Genomic DNA, 17,294 nt, shown 5'->3' with positions numbered 1-17,294 from the left:
CTACTGCAGGATGGCAGAAATAACTAACCAGTTACAAAATCCTAAAACAATTACAAATCAATACTTTTGACTGTCTTGAGTGCGTCTTGCATTCTGAGGAAACCTCAGAATTACGCACTCGCTTTTAACTTTTGACTTTTGACTTCCGCGTAGCGACACTAGCTCCATTCTTCAGTTTCTTGTCTTTGTCTTTGTGCCTGAATAATACTATGGCGTAACTTAACCCAATCAACTTTACTACTAGGAGAGTCTTCAATTAATTCTCCTTGCTCTAGATGTAACAATTGTGTGCAAAACTGTTGAGCTAAATCTATTTGATGGTTAACCATAATCACCGTTACTTGACTTTCTGTTAACGTTTTCAATACCCCTATAACTAGATCTGCTGTACCAACATCTAGAGATGAGGTCGGTTCGTCCAATAATAGAATTTTAGGTTGAATTACAGCAGCACGAGCGATCGCTACTAACTGTTTTTGCCCCACTGAAAGTTGTAATTCTGACCTGGATAACCAGTCGGGAGGAATATGCAACTGCTGTATCCAATATTCACATCTTTGCTGAATTTCAGGTGGCCTTATTCCTCTGAGTTTTAAAGGATAAGCGATCGCTTCTGCTACAGACATTCCTAAAAGTTTTGATTCCTGTAAAACCATTGTCACTTGTTGTCGTAGTTGAGTAACAGGAATCTTGCTATACTCCTGGTTATCCAAATATATAGAACCAGAAGTAGGGGAATTTAGTCGATTTAATAATCGCAATAGAGATGTTTTCCCTGCTCCAGAAGTACCTACCATCGCCACCCTAGCACCTTTTTCTACAGCAAAAGAAATATCTTTCAGTAAATACTTAGAGCTAACTGGAGCGGTCAAACTTACTCGGTCTAAATATAGTTGACGCTGCTGCTGTCCCATTTTTTATCTTTTTCTTCATAAGTTTAATACCTCACACTGATGGGGTGATGGGGTGATGGGGTGATAAAGATACCTAGAAACAAAAATTCGGTTCTTCCTTCTTCCTTCTTCCCTCTTGCTTCTTCTATGTAGAATGCTATCTCCATAGACTTTTTTAGTCCTTCGGTTCTTCCTTCTTCCTTCTTCCCTCTTGCTTCTTCTATGTAGAATACTATCTCCATGGACTTTTTCAGTTCTTCGGTTCTTCCTTCTTCCCTCTTCCCTCTTTCTTCTTACTTCTTCAAGAGGAAATAGCGATCGCGTTGGAAATAGTCCAGGCATCTACTAATAGTAACAATATCGTACAACCGAATAAAATCAAATACATCCAAGGCTGCGATAAAGGACGTACATCAGTTGTATCTATACCTGTCTTGGCCTCAACTATTCTCACCAACTTGGCAAAACCCACTATTCGCATGGGCAACAAATAACCTTTTTCAGAATTACTTACAAAGTAATATACTAAACCTCCCTGACCTGTAGTCCGAGGTTTGAGAGCTTTTATTTCTGCCCAAGGCAAATACCAACCTTTGCGAAACAGGTCTGGCACCCAGACTGGATAGGATACCTGAATTCCCTGGTCATCAATAATTACTCGTTCTGTTAAAGCTGCGTATAATGCTACTGCTCCTAGTGCTAGTCCCGCTCCTAAAATCATAGGAGGTACTGGCGCATTTGTGACTTGAGATAGAAAAGGTAGAGGTATAGTCAATGCCACATACAAACTTAAAAGGGTTATTTTAATCAGAGGAGAAATTCTAAATACAAAAATTTCTGAGTCTTGATTTTGAGACATTTTTTCTTAACTAAATATTTTTAATTTAAGAGACTTATTATTTGTTCATTAAAAACTTTAGAGGAAACAGGTATAAACCCATTTCCTCTCTAACATCCCTTTGAATACAAAAACACAAAATAACTGCATTAGTTGGGAGTATTAATTATCTAGGACATCAACTTTTTTCTGATGGAATAATTGTGACTCAGTTGATATATCCTCGACACTTCTAAATTAAATTAATCCACTGCACTTAAAACTGCTGCTGGTTTTGCAGGGGTTTTCCGTCTTTGAGGTAAACTAACTAATTTTGATATACCCTGTTCAGTTTTAGAAATAGAGGAATAAGGGCCTTGATTTATTTGTAGGCGATCACATGGTATTGTATCAGATAATATGGAACTTGCCATCATACCTGTATGAATTTCCATAGAAGCACCTATAACAGCTTCAAAAACTAAACGCTGGCCTGGAAATACAACCCTTTCAAAATACCAATTTGATACATTACTAATTTTTGCAATTTGGATTTGACTTGTTGCATTAACGTAGCAGCAAAGAATTTTATTTGAACTGTTAGATGGTAAGGGATCAAGAATTTGTACCATAGTCTATTGAAAAGTTTTTACTTTAAACAAGTTTTAGTTATATCTACAAGTTAACATCAACCGATCCCAATCAGTTGTAATCTTGAATACTGACTAACAATTTTAGCATCACATGGCCCATATAAATCAGAAGAAAATCTTAAGATTATTCAAAATTTTCAGCTATTTGTTTGATTTATGCTTATTAGACTTGGGAATGAATTTAGCTATGTATAGTCGGGTATAGGTATTAGGGAATACAGGTGATGATTTGCACTCTTTAATTTTTGGATCAAAACTTACATTCTTAGAAATTTCATATTTAAAGTCAGCAACACCTAATATTTTACGATTATTAAGATTGTGTATCAAAATTTTAAGAAAATAAATACTAAAATTAAATAAGTCCATCATATTTATTATCTTTCTTCACAAAAATACTTACAAAAAGCAAAAAGTTATATATGTGATAAGAAACATTGATTATGGAAAATAAAGTTCTTTATGTTCGTCTTCCTTGTAATCCGATTTTTCCCATCGGAGTTGTTTATCTATCAGATCATGTCCACAAGTGCTTACCAGAAGTAGAACAAAGAATATTTGACCTTGGGGCAGTACCTCCTCTGGACTATAAAACAGCTCTCAATGATTGTATTGATGAGTTCAAACCAAATCTATTAGTCTTTTCCTGGCGAGATATTCAGATATATGCACCTGTAGGAGGTCGTGGAGGCAACCCTCTACAAAACGCTTTCGAGTTTTACTATGCGAAAAACCCTCTGATTAAATTTAGAGGTGCAATAGGAGGTTTACGGTTAGCTGTTTCCTATTACACAGAACTCTGGCGCAATGTAGGATTAATAAAACAGGGTCTCAAGAGGGCGAGAAATTATCGACCTGAAACTCGTGCAGTAGTTGGTGGTGGAGCAGTAAGTGTATTTTATGAACAATTGGGTCGTAGTCTACCCACTGGTACTATTGTATCTGTAGGAGAAGGAGAGGTATTGTTAGAAAGACTACTTCGAGCAGAAGATTTTAACGATCAACGATGTTATGTGGTAGGAGAAACATCGCCACGCGATCGCTTAATTCACGAAAAACCTGCTCCTGTTGAAAAAACTGCCTGCAACTACGATTATATTAATAGTATCTGGCCAGAATTTGTATATTACTTACAAGACCAAGATTTCTATATAGGGGTACAAACTAAACGTGGTTGTCCCCATAACTGTTGTTACTGCGTCTATACAGTTATTGAGGGTAAACAAGTCCGGATCAACCCTGCGGATGAAGTTGTTGCAGAAATGAAGCAACTATACGATCGCGGTATTCGTAACTTCTGGTTTACTGATGCTCAGTTTATTCCTGCTCGTAGGTTTATGGATGATGCGGTTGAATTATTGCAAAAAATCCTTGATGCAGGTATGGATGATATTCACTGGGCGGCATATATTCGTGCTGATAACCTCACTCCCGAGTTGTGCGACCTCATGGCAAAGACTGGGATGAATTATTTTGAAATTGGCATTACCAGTGGTTCTCAGGAACTTGTCCGCAAAATGCGAATGGGTTATAACTTACGGGTAGTATTGGAAAATTGTCGAGATTTGAAAGCTGCTGGTTTTAATGATTTAGTTTCGGTTAATTACTCATTTAATGTAATAGATGAAACTTATGAAACGATTCGACAAACTATTGCTTATCACCGAGAATTAGAGAAAATTTTTGGAGCAGAAAAAGTAGAACCTGCTATCTTTTTTATTGGGTTACAACCTCACACTCATTTAGAAGATTATGCCCTGAAAAATGAAGTTCTCAAACCAGGATATGACCCCATGAGTTTAATGCCTTGGACTGCCAGAAAATTATTATGGAACCCAGAACCTTTAGGTGCTTTTTTCGGAGAAGTTTGTTTAGAAGCTTGGCAAAGAAATTCTAATGATTTTGGTCGTGAAGTAATGAATATTTTAGAAGAAAAATTAGGTCGTGCTGAATTGGAAGAAGCTTTAAGTGCGCCTCTGGTATCTTCTGAGAAAAAACAGTTAGTAAAAGCAGGTTAATATGTAAGCAGTCAGCTATCAGCTATCAGCTATCAGCTATGAGTTATTAATTCATTATCTTGGGAGAAGGAATTAGTATTCAAGGAGAATGAAAAATTATGTTTGCGCAGCATTCCGCAAGAAATGAAATAGTATTTTCAGCTCACCTTAATTATTGCTTAGTTCTTTCTTTCAAATGCTGATAGCTGTTTGAGCAGGATTCCGCAGGAAATGCTTAGATTAATGTTAATCGGGGTGCGTTATTAGCGCACCTTTTCGTATTAATAAATTTCATCTAAACCTGTAACTATAATTTCATCAAGAATATAATATTCATTATTTATACTGAGCCTTTAAATCTTCACTTATTTAGATAGTTGAGACTCTAATTTTTAGGTTTACAAATTCTGCTTGAGTAAATCAATTAGCTTTTCTAAATCCTTACCTTGATAGTGTTTTAAAAGTTGAATAGCTGCTTCTTCTGGCTCGTCTATTTTGACATTAATAGTTTTGGGTTTCTCATCAATTTTTGAGAAATATTGATTGTCTAAAAATTTATAATTATTACTATCTTGATGACTCCCATCCATTAACTGCCGATAAACTTTCCAAGCTTCAGTTCCTTTTAAAAGATTGTCAAGTTTTGTCAGCTCGAAATAGCAATAAAATTTCTTCTCATAATAGTCTAAATCACTAATCAAATAATCTGAATTATTTCAACTTAAGAATTAAACATTTGCTATCTAGTTTTAATAAAAATTTGATTAAAATAATATGTTCCTTCAGAATTTAGAGCAATACCAATACCACTTAAATTATAGTCACCTACCATATTTTTATGATGACCAGGACTACCTATCCAACCTTGAACAGCTTGTTCTCCAGGATTATTATAACCAAAGTTATTAGCTAGATTTTCTGCCGCACTTTTGTAAGGAATTTTTTGACTGATTACTTTTACTCTTTGTTGAAACCCATCATGGCTAAAAGTTGTTTGTCCACTAGCCATTTGTTGAGCATGAATTCTTGATTGTTGAGCAATAGTATTATCCCACTGGAGAGGTGGTAAGTTTCTAGATTTTCGATATTGATTTATCTGAGCAAATACAGATTTTTCTAATCCATTAACATCAGGTGAAATTGCTACTCTTGGTCTAGAGATAGGAGTTTGTCTAGAATTTTGAATTTCTGGCATTTCTGGCAAATTTTTAATGACTTGTTGATAATTACAACTACCCAACAATATTGCTAGACTCCAGAAAATTTGTTTTAAATATTTATAATTCATTCGTTAATCTACATTGTGCTATGTACAACTTCTTTAAACTCCACTTTCTTTTATTAATTCTACGGCTGCATTTGCCACATTAATAACTTGTTCTAAAGTGGGATTTTAAGCGACCAGAATAAATAAAGCAAATCCGGTTTTTTCCCTTGCAACTACCATTAGGAACTACCTCTTCACATTTAGCATCTGCTTCTTTTAATCCTTCAGATCCAAATGCTTGAAAAAATCTATTAAAAAATAACCGAACAATAGTTAAGAAAACTGTGGATACTTTCTGGTGTAGCTGGCATAATAATATCGTTTATGAAAAATTATATTGTATTAACAATAAATATAATACCATTTATCAACAACTTTTCTACATTTTATGAGCAGGGACATTTCATGGAACATCCCTACTTTAGAGGTATGGAATCTCCGTACAGAGAAGTAAATATCAGATAATTAGTACGCCCCCTGATTAATGATGATGAAAAAGGTAAAATTTGGCGATCGCTACAAAATATTTATTATATAAATCCAAAATGGTACAATTTGAACGGCTAAGTTTTTAACCATTTTCAACCCCTAGAAAAAATGCCCAGGAAAATTACTCAAATCAGAGAAAATATTTCTAACTCTAATCTGGTTTATCGGAAAAATAAAAAATTTAATTTACCATCTCAGCAAAATATCAAGATATTTAATCGCCCAGACCAACTAGAAATAATCTTGTTAAATCAACTCCAAACTAAGAATAATCAAAAATATCAATATTTGCTGATATTGCTATAAAAAGGAAATCCTAAATACACGGTTTATGCCGAAAAAAATAAAGCAAAACAATCCATAATTTATGGTTATGATGAAATTAGAGATAAGCCCAGAAATACTCAGATAAGAGAAAATATTTCTGAATCAGAATTTGCTGAAATTTCGGAAGAGTTTATTAATCAATATATTCAAGAGGAAGTAAGAAGAAAAGTCAAGGTACTTGAAGCAGAAAGGCGGAGGAAAGTCGAGGAATAAAAATTCCGTATTGAATCAGAAATACGGAGAAAAACTGAGAAAAAAAACGCATAGTTGAATCTGAAAGAATTAAAAATATAGAGATAGTTTTAGAAAAGTCTGGCAGAGATAAAAATCAGCTTCCAGAATTTCTGAAGCTTCAAAATCTGATTAGTAAATACTTAAAAATTAGCTTAGAAAAAGTAACTTTAGATAGTCATCTTATTAATGATTTGGGATTAACAACCGATACCAATATTTCTAATACTCCTCTAGCCAAAGCACTCAAAAAAGAATTTCCATTGGAGATGCAAGATAATATGCTTTCTACCACAGTTGGAAATTTATTTTACTTGATTATTCTCAAGAAAATGGTCATCAAATTATTAAGTTAAAAGTTTAAATTAGAGTTAAATAAAATTAATCTTGTTTACTGCAAAAAATTTAATTCGCCGTCTAATATAAGAATTGCATTTACTCACCTAGATAAACTAGAAATAGTTTTATTTAGTCAAGTTAAAACCAAAAATAATCAAGAATATCCATATTTAATGTTTTTTCTGGAAAATTCAGTTCCTAAATATTATATTTCTTCAGAAGAAATTGAGATTGAAAAAAAATATGGAGAAAATATTGGTGGTATTTCTGTAGGGTACAGAAAAGAAATGATCAAAGCCTACTTTATTCAGTTCTACAATCAAATGGAAAAACAGTCAATAAGTAGTCAGAGAATAGAAAGCATTGAAGAAGATAAGTTTGCAAAAATAGCATTAAAGTTAATTAGAAAAGATGCTGAGAAAAATGCCGATAAACTTAGAAGTAAAATTTTAGTCGGAAGTAAAATTTTAGAAAGGGTTAAAAAAGTAATTAGTCAGGAGCTTAAAATAAATATAGAAAGAGTGAAACTAGAGACAATTTTCAGTTTCTCTAAGCTAGATAATATAAAATTTCAATTGGTATTAATGGAATTGCAAATGGCACTCGAAAAAGAATTTAAAATGCCGTCAGAAAAACTGGAGGTAGAGTTACCAGGTAATGATGGGAAATACTCGTGGAATATTAAAGGAATATGCGACTATATTTGCGATGCAATTATTAATCAAGCAAAATAATAAAGGAAACATAATTAGTATTTGTAGAAAGGAATACCTGGTACGGGAGCAAGATGCTCCCACTGTTCTTGTGACAAAAATAATGATAATGCACTACTATTGAAATTACAGCAAATACCCAGTAGAAGAAGTACACAGGACTTACGAAAGGCACTATATATAGATCCTTGCTCAGTTACGCTAGCGCTAACACACCCTACTGGACTGACACAGCTTAAATGGTGCATTAGATTCAATTCAAAAGTCAAAAGTCATGCATTCAAAAGTAAGAATTTTCAAGTTAAAAGCTAATGCACAGTTTTAGCTGTGTCAGTCTACTACCAATAGCGTTCATGCGTAAGTCCTAGTACAGATATTAATAATTAAATCTTACCAGTGCGAGCATCTTGCTCGCGTGGGTGTACCTTACTCACAAAAGTGAAATCTGCTGTAAGGTAGTTTTGCATAGTCGGGAAAAAAATACCTGGTACGGGAGCAAGATGCTCCCACTGTTCTTGTTACAAAAATAATGGCAATGCACCACCATTACAATGCACTACCATCCAAATTACAGCAAATTCCAAGTATATGAAGTACAGATATTAATAATTAAATCCTATCAGTGCGAGCATCTTGCTCGCGTAGGTTTAACCTCACAAACTGAAATCCGCTGTAATTATCCCTCCAAAAACTTCGCCACTGTCTGTACATCCTTATCCCCACGTCCAGAACAGTTAAACACAATACGCGGACTACCATTTAACTGTGGACAGAGAGTTTCCAAATAAGCGATCGCATGAGCAGTTTCCAGTGCTGGAATAATACCCTCCAACTGAGACAAACGTTGAAAAGCAGCTACTGCCTCATTATCAGTCACACTATAATATTCAGCTCTACCGCTATCCTTCAAAAAACTATGCTCGGGTCCGACACCAGGATAATCTAAACCTGCACTAATAGAATGCGGTTCAATTATCTGACCTTCCCGATCCTGTAACAAATAACTCATAGCTCCATGCAACACACCAACACGACCAAGAGTCAGAGTAGCAGCGTGTTTATTCGTCTCAACTCCCTCACCACCAGCTTCTACACCGATCATTCGGACTGACGACTCATTCATAAACTCATGGAATAAACCCATTGCATTAGAACCACCACCAACACAAGCAATCAAAATATCAGGCAAACCGCCCCACTTTTCCAAACATTGAGCGCGGGTTTCTTGACCAATAACAGCATGAAAGTCGCGTACCATCATCGGGTATGGGTGAGGTCCTGCAACGGAACCGAGAATATAATGGGTAGTCTCCACGTTTGTCACCCAGTCTCGAATAGCTTCTGATGTTGCATCTTTCAGGGTGCCGGTGCCAGCTTCCACTGGTCGTACCTCTGCTCCCATTAGTCGCATTCTGAATACATTGAGAGATTGACGCTCCATATCGTGAACGCCCATATAGATGATACATTCCAATCCAAACCGAGCGCAAACTGTGGCAGTGGCGACACCATGTTGACCAGCACCTGTTTCGGCAATGACACGTTTTTTACCCATTTTCAGAGCTAATAGAGCTTGAGCTAAAGCATTGTTGATTTTGTGGGCGCCAGTGTGGTTGAGGTCTTCCCGTTTGAGGTAAATTTGTGGACCAGTGCCATCAGGTCTGGCATAATGAGTTGTGAGACGTTCGGCAAAATAAAGAGGACTAGGGCGACCTACATAGTCTTGCAGAAGTTGTTGGAGTTCTTTTTGGAAAGCGGGTTCTTGACTGTATTTTTTGTAGGCCGCTTCTAGTTCAAATAGGGCTGGCATTAATGTTTCGGGGACATATTTACCGCCAAACTGGCCATATCTGCCCAGGGAATCTGGTTGTTGAGTTGAAGTAGGATTTAGAGGTGTAGTAGTCACTAATTTTTTCTCAAAATAGAATATTTTTCATTTTGACACTCTCACCGTTAAATCGGAGATTATAACGGGAGATTCTTGTATCACAGATTCTTAACTAGGTAACAAATCAAACAAGCTGAGTTGTACCCCCGTCAGACCATCTCCACAAGCTTTCTTGCTCCGTCTTTACGCGCTCGGGAACCTCAGGGCAGGCGGTGCGCTTTTCTTTAACCGTGTGCCCCACGGCGATTAATCCTCTTTTTCTAATTACTTTTGCAGCAGCTACATCCCGATTCAGTTGATAACCACAACTGCTACAATTATGTTTTCTATCAGACAGTTTCTTCTTCTGAATATGCCCACATAACGGACATTCTTGAGAGGTATAATTCTTGTCAACTTTTGCATAATACTTACCTCTTTTCCAGCAAACATACGGCAATATTTCGTTGATAAACTGACCTATACCACTGTCATTAGATTGTTTTCTGACAATACCTCTAGACCAAGATTTAAAATTGATATCTTCAACAAAAATATTATCTGTAAAATCGCAAAGTTGATGAGCTAGTTTGAAATGCCAATCACGTCTAGTATTAGCTATTTTTTCATGTAGTCTAGCTATTTTATTCTGGAGTTTTAACCAGTTATTTGAACCTCTTGTTTTCTTCTTAAGTCTTCTTTGCAGCAATTTAAGCTCGCGCAGTGAACTCAATAAAAACTTAGGAGACTTGATTAATTTTCCAGTTGAAGTAGCTACAAAAGATTCTATTCCTGCATCTATACCTAATGACCTTTTACCTATTGGATTTTCTGGCACTGACTCTGATGAAAAAAAGGTAATCATCAGATAATAACCACTAGCTTTTCTAACTATCCTAGCTTGTTTAGCTTGAAAACCATCTGGATACGGCCTACTTTGTTTAATCTTAATCCAACCTAGCTGAGGTAGTTTAATCCTATTATTACCTAGACAATTTTTCAGCATGGCAGGAAAAACAAAGCTTCTCATCTTTTTCTTAAATCTAGGGAAACCTTTACCCAGAGATTTCATTTCCGAAAATGCTCTATCTAAAGTTTTTAAAGTTTGTTGTAAAACTTGAGCATTAACTGACTTTAATCTAGGATTAGTTTTCTTAGCTATTGTTAAGTTTTTAGCTTGATAATTATAATTAGGGTAAGAAGTATCAGCAGGGATAATATATTCAGAAATAATGGAACAACTATTGATTGGTGACTTCCTTGAACTTAACCAATCTTTACGCTCTCTTAAAGCGTAGTTATACACGCTTTTACAGACATCAAGAATATGATTAATTTCTGCCTCTTGATGCCGAGTTGGTTTAAGCTTGTACTGGTAAGTTAAAGTAATCAAGTTTGTGGTTTTTGCTGATTTCTAAACATTATATAACCCTAACACAAAAATTGTTTCGTTATCACTCAATTATTTTTCTGGTTGAAATTCGCATTGGGGCTGTCTGCGTGGGTTTCCCGCGCAGTTTATACGCCCCGTCTCACCGCTAAATTAAAAATTATAACGGGAGTCCTCTTTCAACATTCTCTGATGGATAGGCTTTTTGTTAATGGATAATGGATAATTAGGGTTTGCGCTTCACTAGTCTTTTTGCTAAGGCAGGGAGTAGGGAGTAGGGAGTAGTTAAGAGTCAAGAGGAATAGGGAGTTGTGGAAGAAGTAGTCAGAAAAACTATCCCTTGATTTCCTACTCAAGTCTTGCCCAAAATCCTAGATTTTTGAACCATTACCATGATGTATATAAATTTTTGTATTTGTATCCATCGACTTTTTTGATAAAACTTTAACTTTTATTGGCAGATATCAAGCAAATATAATTTTTGTAAAATATTGTTATAAAAATCATCTAACATTTTTAAAACAGTCCAAAATAATTAGTATAGGTTTCTTGTCTTTATGTGTTTAAAACTTACAGAGAAGAGAAACACATCTAAAGTTTTAGATGAAAACATCAAGAAAATTTTAAGAGAAAATTATGGAAATTGAAGAATTGTTGGCACGTTATGCCTCCGGAGAAAGAAATTTTCGGGATATTGATTTATTTCGATCCGAGCTTAGTAATGTGAATTTAGCTGGTGCGAGTTTGTTTCGTGCTAATTTATTCCGGGCTAATTTATTTAGAGCAAATTTAATTGGCGTTAATCTGTACAATGCTACTTTGATTGGTGCTAATTTGTATTGTGCGAATCTGAGTGGGGCGAATCTGAGTGGGGCGAACCTGACTCGTGCAGATTTGAGTGGGGCGAATTTGAGTGGGGCAGATTTGAGTGCTGCTGACTTGAGTGGGGCAATTTTGAGTTATGCTCATCTCAGTTATGCTGATATGAGTCGCGCTAATTTACAGAAAGCAATTCTAATTGATACAAACTTGAGTCATGCTAATTTAAGTGGTGCTGACCTCAAGAATACCAAGATAAATGGGGTTGAGGTGAAGGAGACTCGATTTTCTCTTGGTATTGGACTATCTGCAGAGATGAAGAAAGAGTTGCAACAGCAAGGTGCAATTATTGAAGATTTGCCTGGGGAACCTCACGCGAGTAGATTACTTGCCACTCGGTAGTAGGGGTAGGAGACAGGAGACAGGAGACAGGAGACAGGAGACAGGAGACAGGAGACAGGAGACAGGAGACAGGAGACAGGAGACAGGAGACAGGAGACAGGAATTAGTGCCGCTACGCGGAAGTCAAAAGTCAAAAGTCAAAAGTCAAAAGTATTGATTTGTAATTGTTTTAGGATTTTAGGCGTTGGTGAAAAGAGGTATGATATCTGTCCGGATAAGAGCGCGATAGAACTCTGTTGCGCTTACCCGACCAAAAAACTTTCTCCTTATAATCGGGGTTTCAACTTCATTCTTCCCTCCTGAGGACTGACTCCTGACTCCTGACTCCTAAGTAATTAAGATTAGTATCATACCCGCGCTTCACCAACGCCGGATTTTATAACTGGTTAGTTGTTTCCGCCATCCTGCACTAGAAAAAAAGAATAGGGGAAATAAGGTGGAAATTTGCCTCCAGATTCACCATCTCCCCACATTCCCCTCCTGGGAGAGGTTAGGGAGCTGAAGTCAAAAGTCAAAAGTCAAAAGTATTGATTTGTGCATAGATAATGGTATCTGTTTGCGGAGCATTCTAGAACGGAAACGCTTTTTAAATAGAACCCTTTTGGTATCTATAATATCAAGTAACATTAATTAACCGCAATGTAGGGACGTTGTATGCAACATCCCTACGAGATTGGGGAAAGATTGTTTATTAATGTTATTTAATGAGACATGATATAAGAGCGATCGCTTCCAATTTCAACTATTATTTTTTCACTTCTTTCACACCATCCTTAACATAACTTGCCTTACCATTACCATTTCCATTTTCGTTAGTATAACCATTACCATTGCCATTACCATTAGAAAAACCATTACCATTAGAAAAACCATTACCATTAGAAACACCATCCATCTCATAACCCCCTGCCAACTCTTCAGCAGATTTATGAAATAAACGCGACTGTAAACCCTTCGCCATCACATAAAATATCGGCACCACATACAAACTCAAAATTGTAGAAACCAACATACCACCCATAACCGACATCCCAATTGAAACCCGACTAGCAGCACCTGCACCAGAAGCAAAAGCTAATGGCATTACCCCGAAAATGGTAGAAAACGCCGTCATTAAAATTGGACGAAACCGTAAACGGGATGCCTCAACTGCCGCTTTAGTAATAGACATACCATCTGCCAACAACTGGTTAGCAAATTCCACAATCAAAATAGAGTTTTTCGTTGCCAAACCAATCAACATAATCAACCCAATTCGACTATAAACATTTACTTCCAACTGCGCCAACCACAATGCTCCAAAAGCACCCAACAAAGATAACGGTACTGCCAACAAAATCACTACCGGGTCAATATAACTCTCAAACTGAGCTGCCAAGGTCAAGAAAATAAAGATCATTGCCAAGCCAAAAATAAACACTGTCGCTTCACCAGCATCTCGAAACTGTGACGACTCACCCTTGAGGTCGGTTCGCATATCAGCAGGTAAAACCCGGTCTGCCAAATCGTCCAATGCTTCTAACGCCTCACCCAGACTTACTCCTGGAGCAGGACTTCCTTGAATAGTTGCCGAACGAAATCTATTAAAATGATTAATCTGAGGAGGAGTGGTTGTCGTACTTACTTTCACCACATTACTCAAAGGTATCATTACTCCTGACTCAGTCCGTACATATAAATCATCAATATTTTGTAAACTATTACGAAACTGTTCCTCAGCTCGCACAATTACATCATAACGTTGATTTCCTTGGGTAAAGTTAGTAATATCTTCCCCTCCCATCATTATTTGCAATGTTCGCGCAATATCCTCCACCGACACACCTAAATTAGATGCCTGAGCACGGTCAATTTCTACCGATATCTCCGGTTTATTAATCTTCAAATCTGTATCAATATTATTTAACTGGGGTAACTGTTGCGCTTCACTGGTAAATTCTTCAGAGACTCGCGCTAATTCTTCTAAATCATTTCCCTGCAACACAAATTCTACTGGTTGACTGCGACCTCTACCAGGCAATGAACCGGGGTTAATGGGAAATACTCGTCCATCAGTAATGGGAGCAAATGCTCCAAATAACCGTTTAACAATTTCTTGTTGTGCTTCCTCTGGTTTCTTGCGTTCCGACCATGGTTTGAGGTTGGTGAAAGCAAAAGCTCGGTTAGCTTGGGCAGATCGACCAAATCCAACAATACTGAAATAACCTCTCATTTCAGGTATTTGAGAGAGTTTATCTTCTACTTGACGCATGACGTTATCAGTATATTGAACACTGACACCTTCTGGTGCAGAAACGGATACAAATACTCGCCCCCGGTCTTCTGTGGGCAAAAATCCTTGGGGCAGTTGTTGATATAGCCAAAAGATTACCCAGAAAGATAGGACAAATCCTAAAATTACTAATGGTTTCATTCTCATCAACAGACGCAATGACCAATCATACATGGCTGAGATGCGACTTAGAGCATAATCAAATAAATCTAGGGGAGTAGCAACTACGCGGGAAAGGAAGTTTTGATGTTCTTTTGGTTGATGTCTTTTTAAGATTCGCCCTGATAAGGTTGGTGCTAAAGTCAAAGCAACGAAGGTGGATAATACGACTGAGACTGCAATAGTTAGAGCAAATTCATTAAATACTTGCCCTGAAGAACCTCCAGAAAATGCGACTGGTAAGAATACGGCAATTAATACAACTGTGGTGGCAATGACGGCAAATACTACTTCTCCTACTCCTAATATGGCTGCTTGCATGGGAGTTTTGCCTTCTTCTTGAATATCTCGAACTATATTTTCTAAGACAACAATGGTGTCATCTACTACTAAACCTGTTGATAGTGTGAGGGCAAATAGGGTCAGGGTGTTGATGGAAAATCCCATGAAATACATTACCCCAAAGGCACCAATGAGAGAAACGGGGATGGTGATGGTGGGAATGAGAGTTGCTCGCCAATCTCGCAGAAACGCATAGATAACTAAGACAACTAAACAAATTGCTAAAAATAAGCTTTTCCAAACTTCTTTGATAGCAACTTCCACAAATGTTGAGTAGTCAACGCTGATGTAATATTCCATTCCTTCGGGGAAGTCTTTGGATAATTCCTTCATCCTGGTTTTAACGCCGTTAGCAACTTCTATGATATTTGCCCCGGATAATTTACTGATACCAAGACCTACTGCTGGTTTACCATTATAACGAGCAATGGTGCGATCGCTCTCTGCTCCAATTTCTGCTCTACCAATGTCTCTAAGTCTGGTGAGGGAATTATCATCATTTCTTCTAAGGATCAGGTTTTGATATTCTTCTGTTGTTTGCAGACGACCAAAAGTCCGAATCGGGTATTCGGTCGATTTCCCTTCTATTCTCCCACTGGGAATTTCTACGTTTTGTCGTCTAAGTGCTTGCTCTACATCTAATGCCGTAATATTTCGGGCAGCCATTTTTTGGGGGTCTAACCATAATCGCATAGCGTAGCGACGTTCGCCACCGATAAAAATACTACCTACTCCGTTGACAGTTTCTAAAACATTTTTAATGAATTTATCAGCGTAGTTGCTTAACTCTAAGGAGGTGTATTTTTCCCCAGTTAAAGCAATCCAAATAATGCGTTCATCATCGCTACTGCGTTTAGAAACTACTGGTGCGTCAACTTCATCGGGAAGTCTTCTCATAGCACGGGAAACTCGACTACGAACGTCTTGAGCTGCTGCTTCTAGGTCACGGTCTAGTTTAAATTGAACATTTATGGAACTTGAACCTTCCCTGGTGCTGGAGGTCAGAGTTTTGACTCCTTCGACACCGTTAATTTCTGCTTCGAGAATTTCTGTTACTTCTGTTTCTACTACTTCTGGGTTAGCTCCTGAGTAGGTGGTTCGCACGCTAACTACTGGAGGTTCAATAGTCGGAAATTCTTGCACTGGTAGACGGGTGTAACCTACTAATCCGATTAGGATAATTAGCAGGGAACAGACCGAGGCAAATACTGGTTTTTTGATGAAAAAATTGGTAAACATTAATTATCAAGTCAAAAGTTAAAAGTCAAAAGTCAAAAGTTAAAAGTCATATTTTGACTGTCATTTTATCTTAAGTCAAAATTCCAAATTCCCAAGTTAAAAGTCATATTTTGACTGTCATTTTATCTTAAGTCAAAATTCCAAATTCCCAAGTCAAAATTCCCAAGTCATATTTTGATTGTCATGTTCTCAAGTCAAAATTCCCAAGTCATATTTTGACTGTCATTTTCTTAAGTCAAAATTCCCAAGTCAAAATTCTCAAGTCAAAAGTTAAAAGTCATATTTTGACTGTCATTTTCTCAAGTCAAAAGTTAAAAGTCATATTTTGACTGTCATTTTCTCAAGTCAAAATTCCCAAGTCATATTTTGACTGTCATTAAATGGTAAAATCTGATGACCAGAAAATTGGGTTTAAAACCTCCCCCTTTTAGGGATACTTTTAAATTTGTTTTTCTTTGATAAATATGTTATTATGTTGTTAGTTTAAAACTCAGGTTATGAAAGCTAGATTTAAGTATCGTATCTATCCAACACCGGGACAAAAATACCGATTAGCAAAGCTATTTGGTTGTGTCCGTGTGGTTTGGAATGATAGTCTAGCTTGCTGCCAAGAAAAGTATAAATTAGGAAAAAATCAACCTACTAATTCAGAACTACAAAAACAGTTTATCACTCAATCGAAAAAGACTAAAGACAGAGAATGGTTATCAGAGGTTTCTGCCATACCACTACAGCAATCTTTAAACGATTTAAACCAGGCTTATCAAAACTTTTTTCAATCAACCAAAGGTAAGAGAAAGGGTAAACCTGTTAAACCTCCTAAATTTAAGAGTAGAAAGTCAAGGCAAACAGCTAGGTTTACAAAAGGTGGATTTAAAGTTGGTCAGCATAAAGTTTATTTAGCCAAAATAGGAAAACTGAAAATTGTGTGGTCAAGGGAACTACCTGCTACTCCATCATCAGTAACAGTAATTAAAGATTCAGCCAATAGATATTTTCTGAGTTTTGTAGTAGAAATACAACCGGAAATCTTACCTGAAACTGATAATTCAGTAGGTATAGATTTAGGAATTTCTAC

At 36.7% G+C, this 17,294-nt stretch carries 16 protein-coding genes; 7 read left to right on the top strand and 9 right to left on the bottom strand.

Annotation, left to right across the window (positions count from 1 at the left end):
• Positions 1-158: 158 nt before the first annotated feature.
• From F6K18_RS22760 to F6K18_RS22745, 4 genes are all read right to left on the bottom strand, one after another.
• A complete protein-coding gene (locus tag F6K18_RS22760) occupies positions 159-914 on the bottom strand; it encodes an ATP-binding cassette domain-containing protein (protein ID WP_287276110.1) in 756 nt (251 codons plus the stop codon).
• A 23-nt stretch (positions 915-937) separates the two neighbouring features.
• Positions 938-1,135 carry a hypothetical protein gene (locus F6K18_RS22755; RefSeq protein WP_287524363.1) on the bottom strand — a complete coding sequence of 66 codons (198 nt, stop codon included), beginning with the start codon at positions 1,133-1,135 and terminating at the stop codon, positions 938-940.
• Positions 1,136-1,194: 59 nt separating this feature from the next.
• Positions 1,195-1,752 carry a hypothetical protein gene (locus F6K18_RS22750; RefSeq protein WP_124146780.1) on the bottom strand — a complete coding sequence of 186 codons (558 nt, stop codon included), beginning with the start codon at positions 1,750-1,752 and terminating at the stop codon, positions 1,195-1,197.
• A 221-nt stretch (positions 1,753-1,973) separates the two neighbouring features.
• On the bottom strand, positions 1,974-2,342 hold the full coding sequence (locus tag F6K18_RS22745; protein WP_287524361.1) for a DUF1830 domain-containing protein: 369 nt from the start codon (positions 2,340-2,342) through the stop codon (positions 1,974-1,976).
• 464 nt (positions 2,343-2,806) lie between these two features.
• On the opposite strand from F6K18_RS22745, the gene F6K18_RS22740 reads away from it, so the two are divergent.
• The gene (locus F6K18_RS22740) at positions 2,807-4,381 is read left to right on the top strand and encodes a photosystem II high light acclimation radical SAM protein (protein WP_287524359.1); all 1,575 of its coding nucleotides are present in this window, start codon (positions 2,807-2,809) and stop codon (positions 4,379-4,381) included.
• Positions 4,382-4,758: 377 nt separating this feature from the next.
• On the opposite strand, the gene F6K18_RS22735 is transcribed toward F6K18_RS22740, so the two are convergent.
• Both F6K18_RS22735 and F6K18_RS22730 read right to left on the bottom strand, forming a co-directional pair.
• Positions 4,759-5,061, bottom strand: coding sequence for a hypothetical protein (locus F6K18_RS22735; RefSeq protein ID WP_287524356.1), 303 nt, complete (start codon positions 5,059-5,061; stop codon positions 4,759-4,761).
• A gap of 38 nt (positions 5,062-5,099) precedes the next feature.
• Positions 5,100-5,648 (bottom strand): CAP domain-containing protein, encoded by a 549-nt coding sequence (locus F6K18_RS22730; protein ID WP_287524353.1) that lies wholly within the window; start codon positions 5,646-5,648, stop codon positions 5,100-5,102.
• Positions 5,649-6,224: 576 nt separating this feature from the next.
• Here F6K18_RS22730 and F6K18_RS22725 point away from each other — a divergent pair.
• The 3 genes from F6K18_RS22725 (at position 6,225) to F6K18_RS22715 (ending at position 7,747) form a co-directional block, all read left to right on the top strand.
• Complete coding sequence (locus F6K18_RS22725; RefSeq protein WP_287524351.1) at positions 6,225-6,422, top strand: hypothetical protein; 198 nt, start codon at positions 6,225-6,227, stop codon at positions 6,420-6,422.
• A gap of 446 nt (positions 6,423-6,868) precedes the next feature.
• Positions 6,869-7,030, top strand: a complete 162-nt coding sequence (locus tag F6K18_RS22720; protein WP_287524348.1) for a hypothetical protein — start codon at positions 6,869-6,871, stop codon at positions 7,028-7,030.
• A gap of 156 nt (positions 7,031-7,186) precedes the next feature.
• Positions 7,187-7,747 carry a hypothetical protein gene (locus F6K18_RS22715; RefSeq protein ID WP_287524345.1) on the top strand — a complete coding sequence of 187 codons (561 nt, stop codon included), beginning with the start codon at positions 7,187-7,189 and terminating at the stop codon, positions 7,745-7,747.
• A gap of 655 nt (positions 7,748-8,402) precedes the next feature.
• On the opposite strand, the gene trpB is transcribed toward F6K18_RS22715, so the two are convergent.
• Complete coding sequence (gene trpB / locus F6K18_RS22710; RefSeq protein ID WP_287524344.1) at positions 8,403-9,632, bottom strand: tryptophan synthase subunit beta; 1,230 nt, start codon at positions 9,630-9,632, stop codon at positions 8,403-8,405.
• Positions 9,633-9,738: 106 nt separating this feature from the next.
• The gene (locus F6K18_RS22705) at positions 9,739-10,986 is read right to left on the bottom strand and encodes a transposase (protein WP_287524342.1); all 1,248 of its coding nucleotides are present in this window, start codon (positions 10,984-10,986) and stop codon (positions 9,739-9,741) included.
• A gap of 633 nt (positions 10,987-11,619) precedes the next feature.
• Here F6K18_RS22705 and F6K18_RS22700 point away from each other — a divergent pair.
• Positions 11,620-12,204, top strand: a complete 585-nt coding sequence (locus F6K18_RS22700; RefSeq protein WP_287524340.1) for a pentapeptide repeat-containing protein — start codon at positions 11,620-11,622, stop codon at positions 12,202-12,204.
• Complete coding sequence (locus tag F6K18_RS22695; protein ID WP_287524339.1) at positions 12,191-12,361, top strand: hypothetical protein; 171 nt, start codon at positions 12,191-12,193, stop codon at positions 12,359-12,361. Before F6K18_RS22700 ends, F6K18_RS22695 begins: the two co-directional genes overlap by 14 nt.
• A gap of 588 nt (positions 12,362-12,949) precedes the next feature.
• On the opposite strand, the gene F6K18_RS22690 is transcribed toward F6K18_RS22695, so the two are convergent.
• Positions 12,950-16,216 carry an efflux RND transporter permease subunit gene (locus tag F6K18_RS22690; protein ID WP_287524336.1) on the bottom strand — a complete coding sequence of 1,089 codons (3,267 nt, stop codon included), beginning with the start codon at positions 16,214-16,216 and terminating at the stop codon, positions 12,950-12,952.
• A 497-nt stretch (positions 16,217-16,713) separates the two neighbouring features.
• Here F6K18_RS22690 and F6K18_RS22685 point away from each other — a divergent pair.
• The coding region (locus F6K18_RS22685; protein WP_287524334.1) for an RNA-guided endonuclease TnpB family protein at positions 16,714-17,294 on the top strand (581 nt) is incomplete at its 3' end.

The sequence above is a fragment of the Okeania sp. SIO2C2 genome, from assembly GCF_010692625.1.
Lineage (GTDB): Bacteria > Cyanobacteriota > Cyanobacteriia > Cyanobacteriales > Microcoleaceae > Okeania > Okeania hirsuta.
This window is presented reverse-complemented; position numbering and strand designations above follow the sequence as displayed.

Excerpts from the sequence above, each read along its gene's own strand:
- F6K18_RS22745 (WP_287524361.1), bottom strand. The coding sequence starts at position 2,342 with ATGGTACAAATTCTTGATCCCTTACCATCTAACAGTTCAAATAAAATT.
- F6K18_RS22715 (WP_287524345.1), top strand. The coding sequence starts at position 7,187 with ATGTTTTTTCTGGAAAATTCAGTTCCTAAATATTATATTTCTTCAGAA.
- F6K18_RS22750 (WP_124146780.1), bottom strand. The coding sequence starts at position 1,752 with ATGTCTCAAAATCAAGACTCAGAAATTTTTGTATTTAGAATTTCTCCT.
- F6K18_RS22690 (WP_287524336.1), bottom strand. The coding sequence starts at position 16,216 with ATGTTTACCAATTTTTTCATCAAAAAACCAGTATTTGCCTCGGTCTGT.
- F6K18_RS22755 (WP_287524363.1), bottom strand. The coding sequence starts at position 1,135 with ATGGAGATAGTATTCTACATAGAAGAAGCAAGAGGGAAGAAGGAAGAA.
- F6K18_RS22700 (WP_287524340.1), top strand. The coding sequence starts at position 11,620 with ATGGAAATTGAAGAATTGTTGGCACGTTATGCCTCCGGAGAAAGAAAT.
- F6K18_RS22760 (WP_287276110.1), bottom strand. The coding sequence starts at position 914 with ATGGGACAGCAGCAGCGTCAACTATATTTAGACCGAGTAAGTTTGACC.
- F6K18_RS22740 (WP_287524359.1), top strand. The coding sequence starts at position 2,807 with ATGGAAAATAAAGTTCTTTATGTTCGTCTTCCTTGTAATCCGATTTTT.
- F6K18_RS22725 (WP_287524351.1), top strand. The coding sequence starts at position 6,225 with ATGCCCAGGAAAATTACTCAAATCAGAGAAAATATTTCTAACTCTAAT.
- F6K18_RS22730 (WP_287524353.1), bottom strand. The coding sequence starts at position 5,648 with ATGAATTATAAATATTTAAAACAAATTTTCTGGAGTCTAGCAATATTG.